We start from the raw sequence: 19,700 nt of genomic DNA, 5'->3' as shown, positions 1-19,700 counted from the left end.
GTTTCGGTCAATGCGCGGCGCCCCAGCTCGGACCCACGCCGATCTCCACGCCCAACGGCACGCTCAGCCGAATCGCAGGCTCGGCGGCGGTCGCCATCACCCGCTCGATGATCGGGCGCGCCGCATCCACATCGCCCTCGGGCAGTTCGAACACGAGTTCGTCATGCACCTGCATCAGCATGCGGACATTGGGCAGCCCAGCCTCGGCCAGCGCAGGCCCCATCCGTGCCATCGCGCGCTTGATGATATCGGCGCTGGTGCCCTGGATCGGCGCGTTGATCGCGGCGCGTTCGCTACCGGCGCGCTCGTTGACATTGGGCGATTTGAGCCGCGGGAAATGCGTCTTCCGCCCGAACAAGGTGCTGGTGTAGCCGCGCTCCTTCGCCTCGGCCAGCGTGTCGGCGATATAGCGGTTGATCCCCGGAAACCGCTCGAAATAGCGGCTGATCATCGCCTGCGCCTCGTCGGGCGTCACGTCGAGCCGCCCGGCAAGCCCCCAGCGCGAAATGCCGTACAGGATCGCGAAGTTGATCGTCTTGGCCCGCCCGCGCGTGTCGCGGTTCACTTCGCCGAACAGCTCCATCGCGGTCATGCTGTGGATGTCGTCGCCGCGCGCAAAGGCGTCGCGCAGCGCGGGCACATCGGCGATATGCGCCGCCAGCCGCAGCTCGATCTGCGAATAATCCGCCGCCAGGATGACATTGCCCGGCTCCGCGACAAAGGCGTCGCGGATCTGGCGGCCCACTTCGGTGCGGATCGGGATGTTCTGGAGGTTCGGATCGGTCGACGACAGCCGCCCGGTCTGCGCGCCGGTCAGGCTATAGCTGGTATGGACGCGCCCCGTCGCCGGGTTGATCTGTGCCTGCAAAGCGTCGGTATAGGTGGATTTGAGCTTCGACAGCTGGCGCCAGTCGAGCACCTTCGCCGCCATCACCCGGCCCGGCGAATCCTTGTCGGCGGCGATCCGCTCCAGCTCGGTCACGTCGGTGGAGTACACCCCCGACTTGCCCTTGCGCCCGCCCTTGATCCCCATCTGCTCGAACAGCACGTCGCCCAATTGCTTGGGGCTGCCGATCGTGAACTTGAACCCGGCGATGCCGTGGATTTCCTCCTCCAGCACCGCCATCTGCTTCGAGAATTCGTCCGAAAGCCGCGCGAGCACCGCGGCGTCGACCTTGACCCCCGCCTGCTCCATGTCCGCGATCACCGCGACCAGCGGGCGATCGACCATCTCGTACACCCGCGTCGCGCCCTCATAGGCGAGCCGCGGCTTGAACCGCTTCCACAGCCGCAGCGTGACATCGGCATCCTCGGCGGCATAGCGCGTCGCTGCCTTCAGATCGACTTCGTGGAAGCCGAACTGCTTCTTGCCGGTGCCCACCACGTCCTTATACGCGATGCAGCTATGCGAGAGGTGCGTTGCGGCCAGCTCGTCCATGCCATGCCCGTGCAAGCCTGCGTCGAGGTCGAAGCTCATCACGATCGTATCGTCATAGGGCGCAATGGTGACGCCGAGACGCGCCAAAATGATCGCGTCATATTTCAGATTATGCCCGATCTTGAGCACCGCCGGGTCGGCGAGCAGCGGCTTGAGCCGCTCGATCGCCAGCGCGGTGTCGAGCTGGGCCGGCTTCTCCGCGAACATGTCGCTGCCGCCATGCGCCAGCGGGATATAGCAGGCGCGGTTGGGCGCCAGCGCCAGGCTGATCCCCACCAGCCCGGCGCGCGTCGCGTCGAGCCCGGTGGTCTCGGTATCGATCGCCACCCATCCCTGGTGCATGGCATCGGCGATCCAGCGGTCGAGCGCCTCCACGGTCACGACGGTTTCATAGGCGTCATGGTCGCACGGCGGATCGGGCTCCAGCCCCGGCGCCTCGTGCACTTCCACCGGCGCATCGGCGACGACGGACAGCCGCGCGATCAGCGACTTGAAGCCGTGATGGTCAAGGAACGCGCGCAGCGGCGCATCGGGAATCCCCTGGAGCGCGAGGTCCTCGAGCGGATCGGGCAGCGGCACGTCGCACGACAATTCGACCAGTTTGCGCGATAGCCGCGCCATCTCGGCATGCTCGATGAGGTTGTCGCGCATCTTCGACGGTTTCATCGCCGGCGCGGCGGCAAGCACCGCCTCGACCGTGCCGTGCTCCTGGATCAGCTTCGCCGCCGTCTTCGGCCCGATCCCGGGCACCCCCGGCACATTGTCGACGCTGTCGCCCATCAGCGCGAGCACTTCGCCGAGCTGCTTGGGCTCGACGCCGAACTTCTCGATCACCGCCTCGGCGCCCAGCCGCCGGTTGTTCATCGTGTCGTACAGGTCGAGCCCCGGCTCGATCAGCTGCATGAGATCCTTGTCCGAACTGACGATCGTCACCGTCCAGCCCTGCGCCAGCGCGGCCTTGGCATAGCTGGCGATCAGATCGTCGGCCTCCCATCCCGCTTCCTCGATGCACGGCAGCGAAAAGGCGCGCGTGGCGTCGCGGATCATCGGGAATTGCGGGACCAGATCCTCGGGCGGGGGTGGGCGATTCGCCTTGTACTGATCGTACAGGTCGTTGCGGAAGGTCTGGCTCGACTTGTCGAGGATGACGGCCATATGCGTCGGGCCATCCGCCTTGTGCACCTCGTCCGCCAGCTTCCACAGCATGGTGGTATAGCCATAGACGGCGCCCACGGGCTCGCCATGCTTGTTGGTGAGCGGCGGGAGGCGGTGATACGCACGGAAAATATAGCCCGAGCCGTCGACCAGATAGAGATGATTGGCCATGGTGTGACGGGCTTAGCAGCGCCGGTTCGGCCCGTCACCCCGCGCGTGCGACGCCGACGCGGTTTCGCGCGGGACGGAGTCAGGGCTGGTGGTTCGCCACGATCGCGCTGGCCACGGCCTGCATCAGCAATTGCCGCTCGCGCACCGGGCGCGGGGTGTCGCCGATCATCACGGCCAGTGCATAGGACCGGCCATCGGGCGCGGTCAGGATGCCGACATCGTTGAACCCAGCGGTGCGGCGGCCCAGATCCTGCCCGGTCCCGGTCTTGTGGGCATAATCCCAGCCTGCGGGCACGGCACCGCGCACCCGCGCCTTGCCGGTCTTCGCGCCCGCCATCGTGCGCAGCAGCCAGTCGGTCGAGGTCGGCGACAGCAATTCGCCGCGCTTGAGCCGCCCCAGCGCGCTGGCGATCGCCTCGGGCGCGGCGCCGTCGGGCGGGTCCTTGACATAGGATTGGTACGCCGCCTGGCGCACCGCGGGCGACAGCCGCGCGCGTGCCTGGGCAAAGGCGTTGCCCATCGAATATTCGGGCTTCCATTCCAGCCCGGCGGTGCCCGCCTGGAGCAGCTTCTCGCCCGGGCCGAAGCGGATCGCGCCCAATCCCTTGCGCGCGATGAAATCGCGCACCGCCTGCGGGCCACCGACCAGCCGGAGCAGCTTGTCGTTGCAGGTATTGTCGCTCATCTGCATCGCCCGGCGCACGATCTCGCCGACCGTGGCGGTATAGCCCGTATCGCCTTTGACCAGCGACGCGACCGGTTGGTGGAACAGCGTGAAATCGGACTTGGTGATGGTCAGCGGATCGTCGAGCCGGATCTTGCCGCGATCGACGGCGTCGAGCACGGTCATCGACACCCACAGCTTGCTCACGCTCTGCTGCGGCATCCGGCGCTGGGCATTGGCGGTTGCGATCCAGCCGCTCTCGACGCTGGTCACCGCGATCCCGGCGACGCCGTCGAAATTGCGGATCAGCCCGTCGAGCTGGTTGACCAGCGAGCGCGGGGCGGGGGGCACTGGGCGGGGCGCGGGCACCGGCGCGCTGGGGAAGGGCATGGTGACGCTATAGCTGGGCGCGGGCAGATAAGCGGCGAGCGCTGCATCCTCATGCACCGCACAGCCCATCAGCATCGCCGGGCCAAGCCCCGCGAGGGTCAATGCCCTTTCGACGTTCGAGAAACCCTCGAAATGCTTCACCAACGCAACCCTTTGCCCACACGCCATAATGCGGTGTTCGCACGCGCAGCGACAGCCTGTCGCGCACGCAATGCGACGAACATGGCATGCATAGCGACGAAACGTGAAGGAACTGGAAACAAAACCGCCAAAACCGATCCATCGGCCCCGTTTCAGGGGACCAGGATGGTGTCCACCGGCTCGGCCAGCGTCTCGGGATAATCGAGCGTGTAGTGCAGCCCCCGGCTTTCCTTCCGGTGCAGCGCAGATCGCACGATCAAATCGGCGCTCTCCAGCAGGTTGCGCAGCTCGATCAAATCGGGGGTGACGCGGAAATGCCCGTAATAATCGTTCACTTCGTCGCGCAGCATCGCGATGCGGTGCGCCGCGCGCTCGAGCCGCTTGGTCGAGCGGACGATCCCGACATAATTCCACATGAACCGGCGGATCTCGGTCCAGTTCTGCTTGATCACGACTTCCTCGTCCGAATCGGTGACGCGGCTTTCGTCCCATGCGCGGATCGGCGGGGGAGGGGGCAGGGTGTCCCAATGCGCGGCGATATGGTCAGCCACCGCTTCGCCGAACACGAAGCATTCGAGCAGCGAGTTCGACGCGAGGCGATTGGCGCCGTGCAGCCCCGACTGGGTGCATTCGCCCGCCGCATAGAGCGCGGGCAGGTCGGTGCGCCCGTCGCGGTCGATCACGATCCCGCCACAGGTATAATGTTGCGCCGGCACCACCGGGATCGGCTCGCGGGTCATGTCGATGTCGAGGTCGAGCAGCCGGGCATGGATCGTCGGGAAATGCTCGCGCACGAATTCGGGCGGCATATGGCTGATGTCGAGATGGACATAGTCGAGCCCCAGCCGCTTGATCTCATGGTCGATCGCGCGCGCGACCACGTCGCGCGGCGCCAGTTCGGCGCGCGGGTCGACATCGGGCATGAAGCGGTGGCCGGCCCTCGGAATCTTCAGATGCCCGCCCTCGCCCCGCACCGCCTCGGTGATCAGGAAATTCTTGACCTCGAGATTGTAGAGGCAGGTCGGGTGGAACTGCATCATCTCCATGTTCGAGATGCGGCATCCCGCCCGCCACGCCATCGCGATGCCGTCGCCGGTCGCCCCCTTGGGCGCCGTGGAGAAGAGATAGGTCCGCCCCGCCCCGCCGGTCGCCAGCACGGTGGCGTTGGCGGTGAACAGTTCGACGCGGTTGGTCGCGCGGTTGAACGCATAGACGCCCCACACATGCCCCGCGCCCGAATAGCGCATCTCGTGGCGGCTCGTGGCAAGGTCGATCACCACCATGTCGGGGACGAGCGTGATATTGGGATTGGCGCGCGCGGCCTTGAGCAGCGCCTCCTGCACCGCCATGCCCGTCGCATCGTCGACATGGACGATCCGGCGATGGCTGTGCCCGCCTTCGCGCGTCAGGTGGAGCGCATTGCCGTCGGTGTTGAACGGCACCCCCAGCTTGGTGAGGCGCTGAATGGCGACGGGGGCGTTCTCCACCACCATCTCGACGGTGGCGCGGTCGTTGAGCCCCGCGCCCGCGATCATCGTATCCTCGATATGGCTCTCGAACGTGTCGCCGGGCTCGAGCACCGCGGCGATCCCGCCCTGTGCCCATGCCGTCGATCCTTCGTTGAGCGCGCCCTTCGCGATCACCGTCACCTTGAACCGCGCCGCAAGGTTTAGCGCTGCGGTCAGCCCCGCCGCGCCCGATCCGATGACAAGCACGTCGCTGCTATGCGGTGCGTCGGTAATGCCCCTATCCATGGAGCGGGTATAAAGGCGTTGCGGCGCCCCCGCGCAATCCCGCGCGGCTATTTTGCCGCCATGCTGCGGGTTCGCCGCGCTTTTTTTGCGTGTGGCGGCCGTCGCGGCTAGGGAATGCGCTGCAACGGAGGCGATGAAATGGTATTTGCATGGAGGCGCGCGGTGGCGGCGCTGCTCGGGCTCGCGGCGCTATTGGCGTGGAGCCCGGCGGTTGCCGCGGCACCGCGCTGCACGATCGGCACGCCGGGCGCGACGCAGCGGATAGCGATAGGCGATAGCGGTCGGAGCGTGCTGCTCCATCTCCCGGCGCGCTTCGATGCGCGCCGCCCGGTGCCCGCGCTGTTCCTGTTCCACGGCAGCACCGATCGCGGGCAGGGCATAATCGACCAGACCAGGATGACCGCCACCGCCGACGCGCACGGCTTCCTGGTGGTCGCCCCCGATGGCGGCATCCCGGCGGAGCGCGGCTTTGTGTGGAACATCCCCGGCGTGCCGACGGTGACAGGCAAGGTGCCGGGGCCGGGCGATGCCGATGACGTCGCGTTCGTGAAGCGCACGATCGACTGGCTGGTCGCGCAGGGCTGTGCCGACCGCACGCGCGTCTATGCCAGCGGACATTCGGGCGGCGGGCGCTTCACCTCCTGGCTCGGCTGCGTCGCGGCGGACCGTTTCGCCGCGATCGCGCCCAATGTCGGCCTGCGCGCCGGCAACCCGCTCAAGGACGTGCGGCTGCCCGACCCGGCGACCTGCACGCCGTCGCGCCCCGTTCCGGTGATGGCGTTCGCAGGGGACGCCGATACCACCAACCCCGTGCAGGGCGGCGGCGCTGGCTATTGGCAATACACGATGCACAGCGCGCTGGCCCGCTGGGCGGATATCGACGGCTGTCGTGAGGGCCCGATCGCGCGCGAAGTCGCACCGGGCGTGGCGGAGACCCGCTTCACGAAATGCCGGGGCGGCGCCGAGGTGGCCGGGCGCGTGACCAAGGGCGCGGGCCATGTCTGGGTGGCGGACAACGAAGCGATGTGGAGCTTCTTAGCGCAGCATCGACGTTAACGCCGCATCCCACCCCTACCGTCACCCCGGGCTCGACCCGGGGCCCCGCTTTTTTTTCCGCACCGTGCGTCGTTAGCGGGGCCCCGGGTCAAGCCCGGGGTGACGAGGATAAGAAAGCGCGGGGCCTATCGATCGCGCGCGCCTACGCCGCCCGCGTCAAATTCAGGAACACATCCTCCAGGTCGGCCTCGCGCGTGCTGACATCGACGATGCCCAGCCCCGCCGCCTGCACCGCGCCCAGCACTTCGCCGGCATTCGCCTGGTCCTTGCGATAGGTGATGACCAAAGTCCGCTCGCCCTTCAGCTCGATCTTCTGGAAGCACGCATTGTCGGGCACCGCGGCGATGTCGCAGTCGACGGTCACTTCGACCACCTTTTCCTGCGCCATCCCCACCAGCTCGCGCGTCGGCTTGTTCGCGATCAGCGTGCCGTGGTTGATGATCGCGATCCGGTCGCACAGCGCCTCGGCCTCCTCCAGGTAATGCGTCGTCAGCACCACCGTCACGCCGCGCGCGTTCAGCTGCTGGACATAGGCCCAGAGCTGCTGGCGCAGTTCGACATCGACGCCCGCGGTCGGCTCGTCGAGCACCAGCACCGGCGGGGCATGGACCATCGCCTTGGCCACCATCAGCCGCCGTTTCATCCCGCCCGACAGCGTCCGGGCATAGGCATTGGCCTTGTCCTCCAGATGCACCGCGCGCAGCAGCTCCATCGAACGCCGCTCGCCCTTGGGGATGCCGTACAGCCCGGCCTGGATCTCCAGCGCCTCGAGCGGCGAGAAAAACGGGTCGAACAAAATCTCCTGGTTGACGATGCCGATGCTCGCCTTGGCGTTGCGCGGGTGCGCATCAATGTCGAAGCCCCAGATCGTCGCGCTGCCGCTGGTCTTGTTCACCAGCCCCGCCAGGATGTTGATCAGCGTCGACTTGCCAGCGCCGTTCGGCCCGAGCAGCCCGAAAATCTGCCCGCGCGGCACGTCGAACGTCACGCCGTCCAGCGCGCGCTTGCCGCCCTGATAGGTCTTGCAGAGATTCTGGATCGCAATTGCCGCCTGAGTCATGCCGCCCGCATTAAGACGGTGCGCAGCTGATTGCGAGCCCCGTCCGGCTTTGCTACCGGGGAAGCATGATCGCCCCGCCCGAAACCATCCGCACGTCCCATGCCCGCGTGTCCTGCGACGGCAGCGGACCCGGCGTCCCCGCCGCGCTCGGCCATCCGCGCGTGTTCCTCCAGATCGACGAGCATGGCTATGTCGACTGCGGCTATTGCGACCGCCGCTTCGTGCTGATCGGCGGCCCCGCCGACGGCGCGGACCAGTCGCAGTTGCCCGACCATCCGGCTGGCGCCAGCGTCTGATGCCCGGCTCCGCTGTGGAAGCCTTGGCGCAGAAGCTTAAAGAGGCCCACGCAGCGGCGCCCGAGGGACGCAAGGTGGCGAGCATTTACATGTTCGGCCTCGCCAATGCCTCCGCGCTACGAGGCGTAAGCAAGCATGACGTCGCTGAACGCGCTGGCCTGTCGCGGTCTTACGGTACAGATCTCGCTACTGCTGTTGTGTTGTCCGAGTATGTGACGATCACGAAGCCGCTAGCCTAAGCGCCTCGGCCTCCTATATCGGAGGGATGAGCCTTCCTTCCGATCCGCGCGCGTTCCTGTATCGCGACAGCTTCGACCCTGAAACCGCCACTCGCCTGACCGCCGAAGCGCTGGCCGGCGCCGACGATGGCGAGCTGTACCTGCAATATCGCAAGACCGAGGCATTCGGCTTCGACGATGGCCGGCTCAAGACCGCGTCGTTCGATACCCAGTCGGGCTTCGGCCTGCGTGCCGTCTCGGGCGAGACCACTGCCTTCGCGCATGCCAACGAGATCAGCGCCCCGGCGATCCGCCGCGCGGGCGAGACGATGGCGCTGATCGACGCATCGACCGCCGCCAAGGCGCCCCCGCCCCAGGGCAATAACCGCCATCTCTACACCGATGCCGATCCGCTCGACCTGGTCCCCTTCGCCGACAAGGTGAATCTGTGCCAGACGATCGACGCCGCCGCCCGCGCCCGCGATCCCCGCGTCGTCCAGGTGTCGGTCGGGCTTACCGGCCAGTGGAGCGTCATCGAAGTCGTCCGCGCCGATGGCTTCATCGCCACCGATATCCGCCCGCTGGTCCGGCTCAACGTGTCGGTGGTGGTCGAGGCGAACGGGCGGCGCGAGACGGGCAGCTTCGGCACCGGCGGGCGCACGCTCTACGACCGGCTGCTCGAACCCGCGACGTGGAACCGCGCGATCGACGAGGCGCTGGCCCAGGCTTTGGTCAACCTCGACGCCGAGGACGCCCCCGCCGGCGACATGACGGTGCTGTGTGGCCCCGGCTGGCCCGGCGTGCTGCTCCACGAGGCGATCGGCCATGGGCTCGAGGGCGATTTCAACCGCAAGGGCACCAGTGCCTTTTCGGGCCGCATCGGCGAGCGCGTCGCGGCGCCGGGCGTCACCGTGGTCGACGACGGATCGATCCACGATCGCCGCGGCTCGCTGTCGATCGACGATGAGGGCACGCCGACGCGCGAAACTGTGCTGATCGAGGACGGCATCCTCAAGGGCTATATGCAGGACCGGCTCAATGCCCGGCTGATGGGGGTCGAGCCCACCGGCAATGGCCGCCGCGAATCGTTCGAACATGCGCCGATGCCGCGCATGACCAACACCTTCATGAAGGGCGGCAGCGACGATCCCGCCGAGTTGCTGAGCCGCGTCAAAAAGGGCATCTTCGCCAAGAGCTTCGGCGGCGGTCAGGTCGATATCGTCTCGGGCAAGTTCGTGTTTTCGTGCACCGAGGCCTATCGCATCGAGAATGGCAAGCTGGGCCGCCCGATCAAGGGCGCGACGCTGATCGGCGACGGCCCCTCGGTGCTGACCCGCGTGACGGGCATCGGCAACGACTTCGCGCTCGACGAAGGCATCGGCATGTGCGGCAAGGGCGGGCAGAGCGTGCCGGCGGGGGTTGGTCAGCCGACCTTGCTGGTCGACCGGCTGACCGTGGGCGGGACGGCGGCGTAGTCAGCCGCTTCCGGTAAGCACGTCGATTGCCCCCAGAATGCGGAACCGCTCCGACGCAAGCGAATCGACGCGAGCCCCCAACGCCGAGGTACGAACGGCTGAGGCGAATTCGGTCATCAGCACCATCGGCATCCCGTTGACTCGGAATTCGGGATGCAGACGGGGCGTGGTCGGAGCGCTACCTCCGGGGGCGGCGAGCGGGATGACGAAACGGGTGCCGATCGTGGCGAAGCCGTCGTCCTGACAATCCACGACCAGATCGCCGCTCGCGAGCCTGTACACGTCGAATTGCGGCATCAGAAAAGGCGATGGTGCTCAAGCGGCAGGTCGTTCTCCTCCACCCACCGATTATGTTCCTCCGCCCACGCGCGATTCTCCTCCGCCCAGCGGCGGTCACGTTCCTTCTTCGCGGCCTCGCGTAGCGCGGCCTCGCAAATCTGCGAAAGGTTAAGCCCCGCCTCGCGGGCAGCGGCGACCACGCCGGTATCCAGCGAGAGGTTGACGGCTTTGCGCTTGCCCGAGGCGAGGGGGTCATGCTTCATGCGCACACGCTATGCGCATGCTCCGTGCGCGTCAACGAAGGGACCGGCCATGGCACTCGTCGAACTCGGCCGTTTCGACCGGCAGGAAGCTTTTTTCGTCCAGGCGCGGCTGGAGGCGGAGGAAATCCTGTCCTTCGTGTTCGACGCGGGAACGAGCATCGCCGACGGCAGTTATTTCCTCATCCCGGTCCGTGTGATGGTCGACGACGAGGATTTCGCCGCCGCCCGCGCGATCGTCGATAATCCGGCGTCGGGAATCGTGCCTGATTTTTGAGCACGCTTTCGCATCTGCACAAAAATTTATCGCGCGGTAACATTTGATTGCGACGCGCAGCGCTGAAATCGCGCGATTCCTTCTTTGGCACGCCCCTTGCTGCATTGCTCCTTGGGAAAACCGCCAAAAGGGGGCGAAATGAAGCTCATCATCGCCATCATCAAACCGTTCAAGCTGGACGAAGTGCGCGAAGCACTCACCGGCGTGGGCGTTACCGGAATGACCGTTACCGAGGTCAAGGGGTTCGGCCGCCAGAAGGGCCAGACCGAAATCTATCGCGGTGCCGAATACAGCACCAACATGGTGCCCAAGATCAAGATCGAGGTCGCCTGCGGCAGCGACATTTCGGACAAGGTCGTCGAGGCGATCCAGGCAGCCGCCAGCACCGGGGCAATCGGTGACGGCAAGATTTTCGTTCTCGACGTGGGCCAGGCGGTGCGCATCCGCACCGGCGAAACCGACGAGACGGCGCTCTGATGAAGGGGGTATCGATGAAGCATGGAATGAAATTGGCGGCGGCCGCGGGGCTCGCTGCCTTTGCGGCGCTGCCCGCCTGGGCACAGGACGCCGCGGCACCCGCCGCCGCAGTCGTGCCCGACGCCAGCATGGTCAACAAGGGCGATGTCAGCTGGATGCTGATCTCGTCGGCGCTCGTCCTGATGATGTCGGTCCCCGGCCTCGCGCTGTTCTATGGCGGCCTGGTCCGTACCAAGAACATGCTGTCGGTGCTGATGCAGGTGCTGACGATCGTCTGCGTCGCCTCGCTCGTCTGGGTCTGCTGGGGCTATTCGATGGCCTTTACCAGCGGCGGTTCGATGAACGCCTATGTTGGCGGCTTCTCCAAGCTGTTCCTGAAGGGCGTCGACGGCAGCACCTTCGCCGCGACCTTCTCCAACGGCGTCTATCTGCCCGAATATGTCTTCGTGATCTTCCAGATGACCTTTGCGTGCATCACGCCCGCGCTGATCGTCGGCGCGTTCGCGGAGCGGGTGAAGTTCACGCCGCTGATCCTGTTCGTCGTCGCCTGGCTTACCATCGTCTATTTCCCGATGGCGCACATGGTGTGGTACTGGGCGGGCCCGGACTTCCTGCCGTCGGCGCCGGGTGATTTCGGCCTGCTCTGGGGCATGGGCGCGCTCGACTTCGCGGGTGGCACCGTGGTTCACATCAACGCCGGTATCGCCGGTCTGGTCGGCTGCCTCGTGATCGGCAAGCGCATCGGCTACAAGACCGAGCCGATGGCGCCGCACTCGCTGACCATGACGATGATCGGCGCCTCGCTGCTGTGGGTCGGCTGGTTCGGCTTCAACGCGGGCTCCAACCTCGAAGCCAATGGCATTGCGGGCGTCGCGTTCATCAACACCTTCGTCGCGACTGCGGCGGCGGGCGTTGCCTGGGCCGTGATCGAGCAGATCGTCCATGGCAAGCCGTCGCTGCTGGGCGCAGCCTCGGGTGTCGTCGCCGGCCTCGTCGCGATCACGCCGGCTGCGGGCTTCGCCGCACCGATGACCTCGATCGTCCTTGGCGCAGTCGCCTCGCTCGTCTGCTTCTTCTTCGTCACCACGGTGAAGAACAAGCTGAAATATGATGACTCGCTCGATGTGTTCGGCGTCCACTGCGTCGGCGGGATCATCGGCGCGATCGGCACCGGCATCGTCGCCGCGCCGTCGCTGGGGGGCCAGGGCTATTTCGACTATACCGTCATGCCCGCCGCCTTCCATCCGGAAGCCTATGACATCGCCGCACAGGTCATCACCCAGCTGAAGGCAGTCGCCGTCACGCTGGTCTGGTCGGGCGGTGTTTCGGCGATCCTGTTCCTGGTCCTCAAATACACCATTGGCCTGCGTCCCAGCGCCGAAGTCGAAGTCGAAGGGCTCGACATCAACGCGCATGGCGAGCGTGCCTATAACTATTGACGAAATCGGGCGCCGCCGGCTCGGCTGAGCGGCGCCCCACCGACGTTCCTCCTGCGGACGACTTGGGCCGGTGGTTTCGACCATCGGCCCATTTTTTATGGCCGTCAGCGCATCGGCAAGTCGATCTTCACCGCATGCGTCTCGATCGGCACCATCAGCATCGCGAGCGTGACCGCCGCTCCCGCCAGCGCGAACCATCGGCTCCCGCGCCGAAACTCGCGCCAGGACGCGATGCCGCAATACAGCATCCCAGCCAGCATCACCCAGAACGATGCGTTCATTTGAGACCCTCGCGCAGGAAATCGGCGCAACGCTCGCCGATCATGATGCTCGGGGCATTGGTATTGCCCCCCACCAGCCGGGGCATGACCGAGGCGTCGGCCACGTACAATCCCTCCACCCCGCGCACGCGCAGCCGGGGATCGCATACCGCCTCCGCGTCCGATCCCATCCGCGCCGTTCCCACCGGATGATAGACCGTGTCCGCCCGCGCGCGGATCAGCCGTTCGAGCGCGACATCGTCGGCCAGGTCGATCGGATAGCGGTCGCGGCCCTTATAGTCCGCCAGCGGCGGCGTCTCCAGGATGCGGTACATCGCACGCACCCCGGCCTTGAGCACGTCCATGTCGCGCGGCGCCGACAGGAATTGCGGGTCGATCAACGGCGCCACCATCGGATCGCGCGATTGCAGCCGCACCGTGCCCCGGCTCTCGGGCCGCAGCACACAGGCATGGCAGCTATAGCCATGGCCCTTCACATCGGCGCGGCCATGGTCGTCGACGATCGCGATCAGGAAATGGAGCTGCACGTCGGGCCGGTCCCCCGCCAAAGCCGTGCGCAGGAACCCGCCTGCCTCGGCATAGGGCGAGGTCATCGCCCCGCGCCGCGTCACCAGCCATTTAGCGATCGACCCCAGCGACTTGAGCGTGCCCGCAGGCGACTTGCCGAGGAAGAAGCTGCCCGCCGTCTCGAACGCCGCGGTATAGTCGATATGGTCCTGGAGCCCCGCGCCCACGGCGTCGCGTGCCACGCGCACCGGCACGCCCATCTCGCGCAGATGCGCGCCCGGCCCGATCCCCGACAGCATCAGCATCTGCGGCGTCTGGAACGCACCCGCCGCGAGCACGACCGCGCGGCGCGCGCGGATCTCGCGCGATTGCCCGCCCCGGCGATAGGCGACGCCCCATGCCCGGTCGCCTTCGAACAGGATGCGCTCGACCATCGCGTCGCACAGGATCGACACGTTCGGGCGCCGCCGCGCCGGGTCGAGATAGGCGCGCGCCGCGGTCCAACGCTCGCCGCGCCGCTGCGTCACCTGATACAGCCCGAGGCCATCCTGCCGCGCGCCGTTGAAATCGGGGTTCTCGGGAATTTGCAGCGCCGCCCCCGCCGCGATGAACGCGCGGCTGCCCGGATGGGCATCGTGCTGGTCGCTGACCCAGAGCGGGCCGTCCTCGCCATGCCAGTCGTCGGCACCGCGCACATTATGCTCGGCGCGCCGGAACACCGGCAGCACCTCGTCCCAGCCCCATCCGGCACAGCCCAGATCGCGCCACTCGTCATAATCCGCCGGGTTGCCCCGGATATAGAGCATCGCGTTGATCGCGCTCGATCCGCCCAGCCCGCGCCCGCGCGGCTGGTATCCGCGGCGCCCATTCAGCCCGGGCTGCGGCACGGTCTCGAACGCCCAGTTGGTCTTGGCGCTCTGGAACGGCATCATCCCCGGCATGATCGTCTTGATGCCCGTGTTGCGCCCCCCGGCCTCCAGCACCGCGACGGTGAACTTCCCGCCTTCGCTCAGCCGGCCTGCGACGGCGCTCCCGCCCGATCCTGCGCCGATGACGACGATGTCGGCTTCTTCCATGGCCTCTCCCCCTCGCTCTGCCGCGCGTTCCAGCGGGCCTTGATCGTCTCGGACGTGTCGCGGCTGCCGTCATGGCTCCACCCCGGCGGCCGGATCATATAGTTCAGGCGCGCCCGCCAGTCGGGCGCCCCGCGCAGGTCGCGCGCGATGCCGACCCATTCGTGCGTTGCGGCCCACACTATGTTGAAGCTGCCCAGATCCTTGACGATGCCATAGCGCGGCCGCTCGTCGTCGCGCTCGGGCGTGAAGGTCCCGAACCAGCGGTCCCACAGGATGAACACCCCGGCATAGTTGGTGTCGAGATAGCGCGGATTGGTCGCATGGTGGACGCGGTGGTGCGACGGCGTGTTCATCACCGCCTCGAACCAGCGCGGCATCCGCCCGATCGTCTCGGTATGGATCCAGAATTGATAGACGAGGTTCACCCCCGCGACGAAGAACACCATCGCCGGCGGAAAGCCGATCAGGAACAGCGGCAGCCGGAACAGGAAGTTCAGGCTGAAAAAGCTCGTCCAGCTCTGCCGCAGCGCAGTCGACAGATTATAATGCTGGCTCGAATGGTGGATGACATGGCTCGCCCAGAACCAGCGCACCCGATGCGCCGACCGGTGGAAAGCGTAATAAGCGAGGTCGTCGAGCACGAAGGCGATAACGAACCAAACCCAGCCCCAGCCGATGTCGAAGAGCCGAAACTGCCACACCCAGCCGGCAATCGCGAACACCATGCCCCCCGCGACCAGCCCCGCGACGGTGCTCCCCAGCCCGAGCATCAGCGAGGTCAGCGTATCGCGCGGGCAATAGCGCCGCCGGTCCTTCGCACGCGCGACCAGCATCTCGGCCAGCACCAGCGCGACAAAGGCGGGTATCGCAAGCGTGACGGGGTCGGGCAGCATCGCATCGCTTGCTTACCGCAATGTCAGTAAGCATGTCACGCCGCGCCGCAGCATGGCCAATGGGTCGCGTCATACCGAACAAAAACCGTTCGTGCTGAGCTTGTCGAAGCACAGTGAGACCCAATGCCCTTCGACAAGCTCAGGGCGAACGGTGGCGATGGATCGAGCTGATGTCATCCGACCCTAAAGCGCAGCAACCCCCGCCAGCAGCACCCGCCCAAACCCGCGCTCGCCGCTGTCGACCACCAGCCCTTTCGGCGTCACCTCCCGCGCGAAATCCCCGGGCAGCCGCCGCGCCGCGACCTGCGCACCGTGCAGCTTGAGCAGCGCAACACTGCCATCCGCGCCCCAAACCAGCGCAGCCCGCCCATCGCTGCCCACCACCGCGCGCACGCCGTCGAACCCAGACAGCATCGCCTCCGCCTCGGTCATCGCCGCGTCCTCGCCAGCGATTCCCCCGCCGCCCAGCCCCAACAGCCGCGCGATCAACGCCAGCCCCAGCACCGCCGCCAGCGACGCGCCGAGGACGGCGAGCGGGTTCATCCCCGGGCGGAAAGCTGGTCGAGCAGCGGGCGGAGTCCCGAAATATCATAGCCAGCGCCCGCCGCCTTGGCGGTCAGCGTATCGGGATCGCCGCCCTGGCTCGCCTGTGCCAGCGCCCACAAATTGCACGACCGCGTCCCCGATCGGCAAAAGGCCAGCACCGGGCCGCTCGCGCCGGTCAGCACCGCCGCCATCGCCTCGACCTGTTGCAACGAAAACCCCGCATGGGTGACCGGAATCGCCGCATAAGACAGCCCCGCCGCCTCCGCCGCCGCCTGCACTGCGGCGCCGCTCGGCTGGCCCATATCCTCGTCATCGGGGCGGTTGTTGACGATCGCTATAAACCCCGCCGCTGCCAGCGCCGCCACATCCTCGGGCGCGATCTGGGGGGCAACGCTGATGGTTTCGTCGATACGGCGCATTGCGGGCATTCTCCCAGGGGCGGGGCGGGTCATTCCGCCTCGCGGATCACGGTCAGGAACGCCGAACCATAGGCTTCCAGCTTGCGCGCGCCAACGCCCGAAATCTGGCCCAGCGCGGCCATGGTGTCGGGCCGCGCCAGCGCCATGTCGCGCAGCACCGAATCATGGAAGATCACATAGGGCGGCAGCCCGGTTTCCTGCGCGATCTCGCGGCGTTTGGCGCGCAGTGCCTCGAACAGCGGATGCCCGACCGGGTTCGCCCCGCCGCCGCCGCCAGCACCCGCAGCACCCCTCCGCCCGCGCCGCTCGCGCTTGGGCGGCAGCACCAGCTTGACGTCCGCGGCGCCCTTCAGGATCGGCTTGGCGCCGGGGCCGAATTCCAGCCCGCCATGCTCGTTGGCGCGCAGCGCGTCGCGCAGCAGCAGCGCGCGCGCGACCGGCTTGATCAGCGCCGCTTCCTCACCCGACACAATCCCGAACACCGACAGCGCCTCATGCCCGTTGGTCATGCTGCGCTCGGTCGACTGGCCGAGCAATATGCTCTCGATATAGCCCGCGCCAAAGCTCATGCCGGTGCGGAACACGGCCGACAGGAATTTCTGCGCGACGACACTGGCATCGACGGCGGCGGGGGGCGAGAGGCAGTTGTCGCAATTGCCGCAGGTCTCGGGCGCGTCCTCGCCGAAATGGCGCAGCAGGATGCGGCGGCGGCATCCGGCGGTCTCGACCAGCGCGCCCAAGGCGGCCAACCGCGTCCGCTCGCCCGGCTGGCGCGCCGGCTCGACTTCGCCGATCCGCTGGCGCGCGCGCGCGAAATCGTCGGCGCCCCAGAACAGATGCGCCACCGCCGGATCGCCATCGCGCCCGGCGCGCCCGGTTTCCTGATAATAGGCCTCGATCGACTTGGGCAGCCCGGCATGCGCGACGAAGCGGACATCGGGCTTGTCGATCCCCATCCCGAACGCGATCGTCGCGACGATCACCATGTCCTCGGAGGCGACGAACGCCGCCTGGTTGCGGCGGCGCACCTGCGGGTCGAGCCCGGCATGATAGGGCAGCACCCGCCGCCCGCCCGCCGCCAGCGTCGCCGCCAGCTTGTCCACCCCCGCGCGGCTCTGCGCATAGACGATCCCCGGCCCCGGCTGCTCGGCGAGCAGGTCCTGGATCTGGCGCGTGGTGTTTTCGCGCGGGGCGATCGCATAGCGGATATTGGGCCGGTCGAACCCCGCGACGATCATCCCGTCCTGCGGGATGCCGAGCTGTTCGGCGATGTCGGCGCGGGTATGCGCATCGGCGGTCGCGGTCAGCGCCAGCCGGGGAACGCCTTCGAATCGATCGAGCAACGGGCGCAGCAGGCGATAGTCGGGGCGGAAATCATGCCCCCATTCGGACACGCAATGCGCCTCGTCGATCGCGAACAGGCTCAGCCTGGCCTGCTCCAGCAACCGCCGGAAGCTCTCGTTCGACGCCCGCTCCGGCGCGACATAGAGCAGGTCCAGCTCCCCCGCCCGGAACCGCGCGATCGTCTCGTCGCGATTCTCGTCGGCGCTGGTCAGCGTCGCGGCGCGGATGCCCACCGCCTCGGCCGCGCGGAGCTGGTCGTGCATCAGCGCGATCAGCGGCGACACGACGACGCACGTCCCCTCCAGCGCGAGGCTGGGCACCTGATAGCACAGCGACTTGCCCGCACCCGTCGGCATCACCGCCAGCGTATTGGCCCCCGCCATCACCCGTGCGATCACCTGCGGCTGGACCCCGCGAAAGTCGGGAAAGCCAAAGGTCTTGCGGAGAATGTCGCGGGGGTCCTGCACGGCGCCCCTATCCCCCGCACGGGCGCTGGCGGCAAGGGCCTGTCCACAGCCTTGCGCCAGACCGGGGCACGCGGGCCTTGCCTCGTGCCCCCCTGATCCGCCAAAGCGCACCCTACATGACCGTGCGCGTGGAAATGGGGAACGATGCCGGGGGCAGCCCGGTGTCGATGGATCTCGAAGAGCTGCTCGCCACCCGCTTGCTCGTCCAGGGCAATTCGGGCTCGGGAAAGTCGCACCTGCTGCGCCGCCTGCTCGAACAATCGGCGGGGCAGGTGCAACAGGTCGTGATCGATCCCGAGGGCGATTTCGTCACCCTGGGCGATCGCTACGGCCATATCGCGATCGAGGCGGCGGACCATAGCGAGCGCGACGTCGCGCGCTTCGCCAGCCGCATCCGCGAACATCGCGCCTCGGTGGTGCTCAGCCTGGAGGGGCTGGAGGCCGAGGGGCAGATGAAATGCGCCGCCGCCTTCCTCTCCGCGCTGTTCGATGCCCCGCGCGAACATTGGTATCCGGCGCTGGTCGTGGTCGACGAGGCCCAGCTTTTCGCGCCCGCAGGCGGCGGCGAAGTCGCCGAGGACGTCCGCCGCGCGTCGCTGGGCGCGATGACCAACCTGATGTGCCGGGGGCGCAAGCGCGGGCTGGCGGGCGTGATCGCGACGCAGCGGCTGGCGAAGCTCGCCAAAAACGTCGCGGCAGAGGCGTCCAACTTCCTGATGGGGCGCACCTTTCTCGACATCGACATGGCGCGCGCCGCCGACCTGCTCGGCATGGAGCGCCGCCAGGCCGAGGCGATCCGCGACCTCGAACGCGGCAGCTTCTTGGCACTCGGCCCCGCCGTGTCGCGCCGCCCGGTCGCGATCCGCATCGGCGCGGTCCAGACCAGCGCGCGCAGCGGCAGCCCCAAGCTCACCCCGCTGCCCGAAGCGCCGAGCGAGGACATGAAGGACCTGCTCCTCGCCCCCGCCGAGCCGAGCTGGACCCCACCCGCGCCGACCCCCGCGCCCGCCGCCGTCCCCGCCGAGCGGCTGATCGACGCGCTCGCCCGCTCGGCCCCCGCGCCGACCGAGACGACCCCCGATGTCGAGCCCGAAGAGGCCGCCGCGCGGATCGCCGACGTACTGCGCGACATCGTCACCGATCCCGATTCGGGGCTGCGCTCGCCCTCGGTCCTCTATCAGGATTTCCTCGTCCGCTGCCGCATGGTCGGGCTGGCGCGGCCCCAGCTCGATTTGTCGGGCTTCGTCCGGCGGCTGTCGGCGGCGCGCGCGGGCATCCATGGCGATCCCGACGACGATTGGGCACAGGCGCTGGAGGCGGCGCGCGCGCTCCCCGACGATATGCTCGGCCCGTTCCTGCTGGTCGCAAAGGCCGCGCGCGAGGGGCTGCCCTGTCCCAGCGATACCGAAATCGCGGCAACCTATGGCACCAGCTCGCTGGGCCGCGTCCGCCGCCTGATGACCTATATCGAAAGCCGCGAGCTGTTCGTGACGCGCACCGATCTGTCGGGCAAACGCTCGATCACGATCCCCCGGCTGGGCTGGACGACCCAGCCGGCGGAGGTTGGGTGAGACATGATGGCCATAATAACCCGTTCGTGCTGAGCGTGTCGAAGCA

20 protein-coding genes are annotated in these 19,700 nt (G+C 67.6%); 8 read left to right on the top strand and 12 right to left on the bottom strand.

The window, feature by feature from the left end:
• Window positions 1–7 precede the first annotated feature (7 nt).
• From polA to nadB, 3 genes are all read right to left on the bottom strand, one after another.
• Window positions 8–2,764, bottom strand: coding sequence for a DNA polymerase I (polA, locus tag TS85_RS20295; protein ID WP_044334652.1), 2,757 nt, complete (start codon window positions 2,762–2,764; stop codon window positions 8–10).
• A 79-nt stretch (window positions 2,765–2,843) separates the two neighbouring features.
• Window positions 2,844–3,893, bottom strand: a complete 1,050-nt coding sequence (locus TS85_RS20290; protein ID WP_044336698.1) for a serine hydrolase — start codon at window positions 3,891–3,893, stop codon at window positions 2,844–2,846.
• A gap of 218 nt (window positions 3,894–4,111) precedes the next feature.
• Window positions 4,112–5,713, bottom strand: a complete 1,602-nt coding sequence (gene nadB / locus TS85_RS20285) for an L-aspartate oxidase (protein ID WP_173426249.1) — start codon at window positions 5,711–5,713, stop codon at window positions 4,112–4,114.
• Between the two features lie 138 nt (window positions 5,714–5,851).
• On the opposite strand from nadB, the gene TS85_RS20280 reads away from it, so the two are divergent.
• Complete coding sequence (locus TS85_RS20280; protein WP_044336696.1) at window positions 5,852–6,769, top strand: alpha/beta hydrolase family esterase; 918 nt, start codon at window positions 5,852–5,854, stop codon at window positions 6,767–6,769.
• 142 nt (window positions 6,770–6,911) lie between these two features.
• Here TS85_RS20280 and TS85_RS20275 read toward each other — a convergent pair whose 3' ends face one another.
• Entirely contained in the window at window positions 6,912–7,829 is a 918-nt protein-coding gene (locus TS85_RS20275; protein ID WP_044334651.1) for an ABC transporter ATP-binding protein, read from the bottom strand.
• A gap of 65 nt (window positions 7,830–7,894) precedes the next feature.
• Between TS85_RS20275 and TS85_RS20270 the strand changes: the two genes are divergently transcribed.
• The 3 genes from TS85_RS20270 to tldD are packed head-to-tail and all read left to right on the top strand — an operon-like array spanning window position 7,895 to window position 9,818.
• Window positions 7,895–8,125, top strand: coding sequence for a zinc-finger domain-containing protein (locus TS85_RS20270; RefSeq protein WP_044334650.1), 231 nt, complete (start codon window positions 7,895–7,897; stop codon window positions 8,123–8,125).
• Window positions 8,125–8,364 (top strand): HTH-like domain-containing protein, encoded by a 240-nt coding sequence (locus TS85_RS26470; RefSeq protein ID WP_044334649.1) that lies wholly within the window; start codon window positions 8,125–8,127, stop codon window positions 8,362–8,364. Before TS85_RS20270 ends, TS85_RS26470 begins: the two co-directional genes overlap by 1 nt.
• A gap of 26 nt (window positions 8,365–8,390) precedes the next feature.
• Window positions 8,391–9,818 (top strand): metalloprotease TldD, encoded by a 1,428-nt coding sequence (tldD, locus tag TS85_RS20260; RefSeq protein ID WP_044334647.1) that lies wholly within the window; start codon window positions 8,391–8,393, stop codon window positions 9,816–9,818.
• On the opposite strand, the gene TS85_RS20255 is transcribed toward tldD, so the two are convergent.
• Together TS85_RS20255 and TS85_RS20250 are read right to left on the bottom strand one after the other, a co-directional pair.
• Entirely contained in the window at window positions 9,819–10,115 is a 297-nt protein-coding gene (locus TS85_RS20255) for a CcdB family protein (RefSeq protein WP_044334645.1), read from the bottom strand.
• The gene (locus TS85_RS20250; protein WP_044334644.1) at window positions 10,115–10,360 is read right to left on the bottom strand and encodes a type II toxin-antitoxin system CcdA family antitoxin; all 246 of its coding nucleotides are present in this window, start codon (window positions 10,358–10,360) and stop codon (window positions 10,115–10,117) included. The genes TS85_RS20255 and TS85_RS20250 overlap by 1 nt, the downstream gene beginning before the upstream one ends.
• 49 nt (window positions 10,361–10,409) lie before the next feature.
• On the opposite strand from TS85_RS20250, the gene TS85_RS20245 reads away from it, so the two are divergent.
• The 3 genes from TS85_RS20245 (at window position 10,410) to TS85_RS20235 (ending at window position 12,550) form a co-directional block, all read left to right on the top strand.
• Complete coding sequence (locus TS85_RS20245; protein WP_044334643.1) at window positions 10,410–10,634, top strand: putative signal transducing protein; 225 nt, start codon at window positions 10,410–10,412, stop codon at window positions 10,632–10,634.
• Between the two features lie 138 nt (window positions 10,635–10,772).
• Window positions 10,773–11,111: a P-II family nitrogen regulator gene (locus TS85_RS20240; protein ID WP_044334642.1), complete on the top strand. Its 339-nt coding sequence runs from the start codon at window positions 10,773–10,775 to the stop codon at window positions 11,109–11,111.
• A 14-nt stretch (window positions 11,112–11,125) separates the two neighbouring features.
• Window positions 11,126–12,550: an ammonium transporter gene (locus tag TS85_RS20235; RefSeq protein ID WP_044336695.1), complete on the top strand. Its 1,425-nt coding sequence runs from the start codon at window positions 11,126–11,128 to the stop codon at window positions 12,548–12,550.
• A 104-nt stretch (window positions 12,551–12,654) separates the two neighbouring features.
• On the opposite strand, the gene TS85_RS25610 is transcribed toward TS85_RS20235, so the two are convergent.
• From TS85_RS25610 to recQ, 6 genes are all read right to left on the bottom strand, one after another.
• Window positions 12,655–12,831 carry a hypothetical protein gene (locus TS85_RS25610; RefSeq protein WP_155006501.1) on the bottom strand — a complete coding sequence of 59 codons (177 nt, stop codon included), beginning with the start codon at window positions 12,829–12,831 and terminating at the stop codon, window positions 12,655–12,657.
• Window positions 12,828–14,414 carry a GMC family oxidoreductase gene (locus tag TS85_RS20230; protein WP_044334641.1) on the bottom strand — a complete coding sequence of 529 codons (1,587 nt, stop codon included), beginning with the start codon at window positions 14,412–14,414 and terminating at the stop codon, window positions 12,828–12,830. Before TS85_RS20230 ends, TS85_RS25610 begins: the two co-directional genes overlap by 4 nt.
• Complete coding sequence (locus TS85_RS20225; RefSeq protein ID WP_044334640.1) at window positions 14,348–15,307, bottom strand: sterol desaturase family protein; 960 nt, start codon at window positions 15,305–15,307, stop codon at window positions 14,348–14,350. Before TS85_RS20225 ends, TS85_RS20230 begins: the two co-directional genes overlap by 67 nt.
• A 183-nt stretch (window positions 15,308–15,490) precedes the next feature.
• Entirely contained in the window at window positions 15,491–15,850 is a 360-nt protein-coding gene (locus TS85_RS20220) for a hypothetical protein (RefSeq protein ID WP_044334639.1), read from the bottom strand.
• Entirely contained in the window at window positions 15,847–16,281 is a 435-nt protein-coding gene (locus TS85_RS20215) for a TIGR01244 family sulfur transferase (RefSeq protein ID WP_044334638.1), read from the bottom strand. The genes TS85_RS20220 and TS85_RS20215 overlap by 4 nt, the downstream gene beginning before the upstream one ends.
• Before the next feature lie 20 nt (window positions 16,282–16,301).
• Complete coding sequence (recQ, locus tag TS85_RS20210; RefSeq protein ID WP_044334636.1) at window positions 16,302–18,083, bottom strand: DNA helicase RecQ; 1,782 nt, start codon at window positions 18,081–18,083, stop codon at window positions 16,302–16,304.
• Between the two features lie 116 nt (window positions 18,084–18,199).
• On the opposite strand from recQ, the gene TS85_RS20205 reads away from it, so the two are divergent.
• Window positions 18,200–19,654 carry an ATP-binding protein gene (locus TS85_RS20205; RefSeq protein ID WP_044334634.1) on the top strand — a complete coding sequence of 485 codons (1,455 nt, stop codon included), beginning with the start codon at window positions 18,200–18,202 and terminating at the stop codon, window positions 19,652–19,654.
• Window positions 19,655–19,700 lie beyond the last annotated feature (46 nt).

Source organism: Sphingomonas hengshuiensis (assembly GCF_000935025.1).
Classification (GTDB): Bacteria; Pseudomonadota; Alphaproteobacteria; order Sphingomonadales; family Sphingomonadaceae; genus Sphingomonas; species Sphingomonas hengshuiensis.
Note: the sequence above shows the minus strand (reverse complement) of the source record. Positions and strands in the feature narration are given on the sequence as shown.

Excerpts from the sequence above, each read along its gene's own strand:
- polA (WP_044334652.1), bottom strand. The coding sequence starts at position 2,764 with ATGGCCAATCATCTCTATCTGGTCGACGGCTCGGGCTATATTTTCCGT.
- TS85_RS20290 (WP_044336698.1), bottom strand. The coding sequence starts at position 3,893 with ATGCTGATGGGCTGTGCGGTGCATGAGGATGCAGCGCTCGCCGCTTAT.
- nadB (WP_173426249.1), bottom strand. The coding sequence starts at position 5,713 with ATGGATAGGGGCATTACCGACGCACCGCATAGCAGCGACGTGCTTGTC.
- TS85_RS20280 (WP_044336696.1), top strand. The coding sequence starts at position 5,852 with ATGGTATTTGCATGGAGGCGCGCGGTGGCGGCGCTGCTCGGGCTCGCG.
- TS85_RS20275 (WP_044334651.1), bottom strand. The coding sequence starts at position 7,829 with ATGACTCAGGCGGCAATTGCGATCCAGAATCTCTGCAAGACCTATCAG.
- TS85_RS20270 (WP_044334650.1), top strand. The coding sequence starts at position 7,895 with ATGATCGCCCCGCCCGAAACCATCCGCACGTCCCATGCCCGCGTGTCC.
- TS85_RS26470 (WP_044334649.1), top strand. The coding sequence starts at position 8,125 with ATGCCCGGCTCCGCTGTGGAAGCCTTGGCGCAGAAGCTTAAAGAGGCC.
- tldD (WP_044334647.1), top strand. The coding sequence starts at position 8,391 with ATGAGCCTTCCTTCCGATCCGCGCGCGTTCCTGTATCGCGACAGCTTC.
- TS85_RS20255 (WP_044334645.1), bottom strand. The coding sequence starts at position 10,115 with ATGCCGCAATTCGACGTGTACAGGCTCGCGAGCGGCGATCTGGTCGTG.
- TS85_RS20250 (WP_044334644.1), bottom strand. The coding sequence starts at position 10,360 with ATGAAGCATGACCCCCTCGCCTCGGGCAAGCGCAAAGCCGTCAACCTC.
- TS85_RS20245 (WP_044334643.1), top strand. The coding sequence starts at position 10,410 with ATGGCACTCGTCGAACTCGGCCGTTTCGACCGGCAGGAAGCTTTTTTC.
- TS85_RS20240 (WP_044334642.1), top strand. The coding sequence starts at position 10,773 with ATGAAGCTCATCATCGCCATCATCAAACCGTTCAAGCTGGACGAAGTG.
- TS85_RS20235 (WP_044336695.1), top strand. The coding sequence starts at position 11,126 with ATGAAGCATGGAATGAAATTGGCGGCGGCCGCGGGGCTCGCTGCCTTT.
- TS85_RS25610 (WP_155006501.1), bottom strand. The coding sequence starts at position 12,831 with ATGAACGCATCGTTCTGGGTGATGCTGGCTGGGATGCTGTATTGCGGC.
- TS85_RS20230 (WP_044334641.1), bottom strand. The coding sequence starts at position 14,414 with ATGGAAGAAGCCGACATCGTCGTCATCGGCGCAGGATCGGGCGGGAGC.
- TS85_RS20225 (WP_044334640.1), bottom strand. The coding sequence starts at position 15,307 with ATGCTGCCCGACCCCGTCACGCTTGCGATACCCGCCTTTGTCGCGCTG.
- TS85_RS20220 (WP_044334639.1), bottom strand. The coding sequence starts at position 15,850 with ATGAACCCGCTCGCCGTCCTCGGCGCGTCGCTGGCGGCGGTGCTGGGG.
- TS85_RS20215 (WP_044334638.1), bottom strand. The coding sequence starts at position 16,281 with ATGCCCGCAATGCGCCGTATCGACGAAACCATCAGCGTTGCCCCCCAG.
- TS85_RS20205 (WP_044334634.1), top strand. The coding sequence starts at position 18,200 with ATGACCGTGCGCGTGGAAATGGGGAACGATGCCGGGGGCAGCCCGGTG.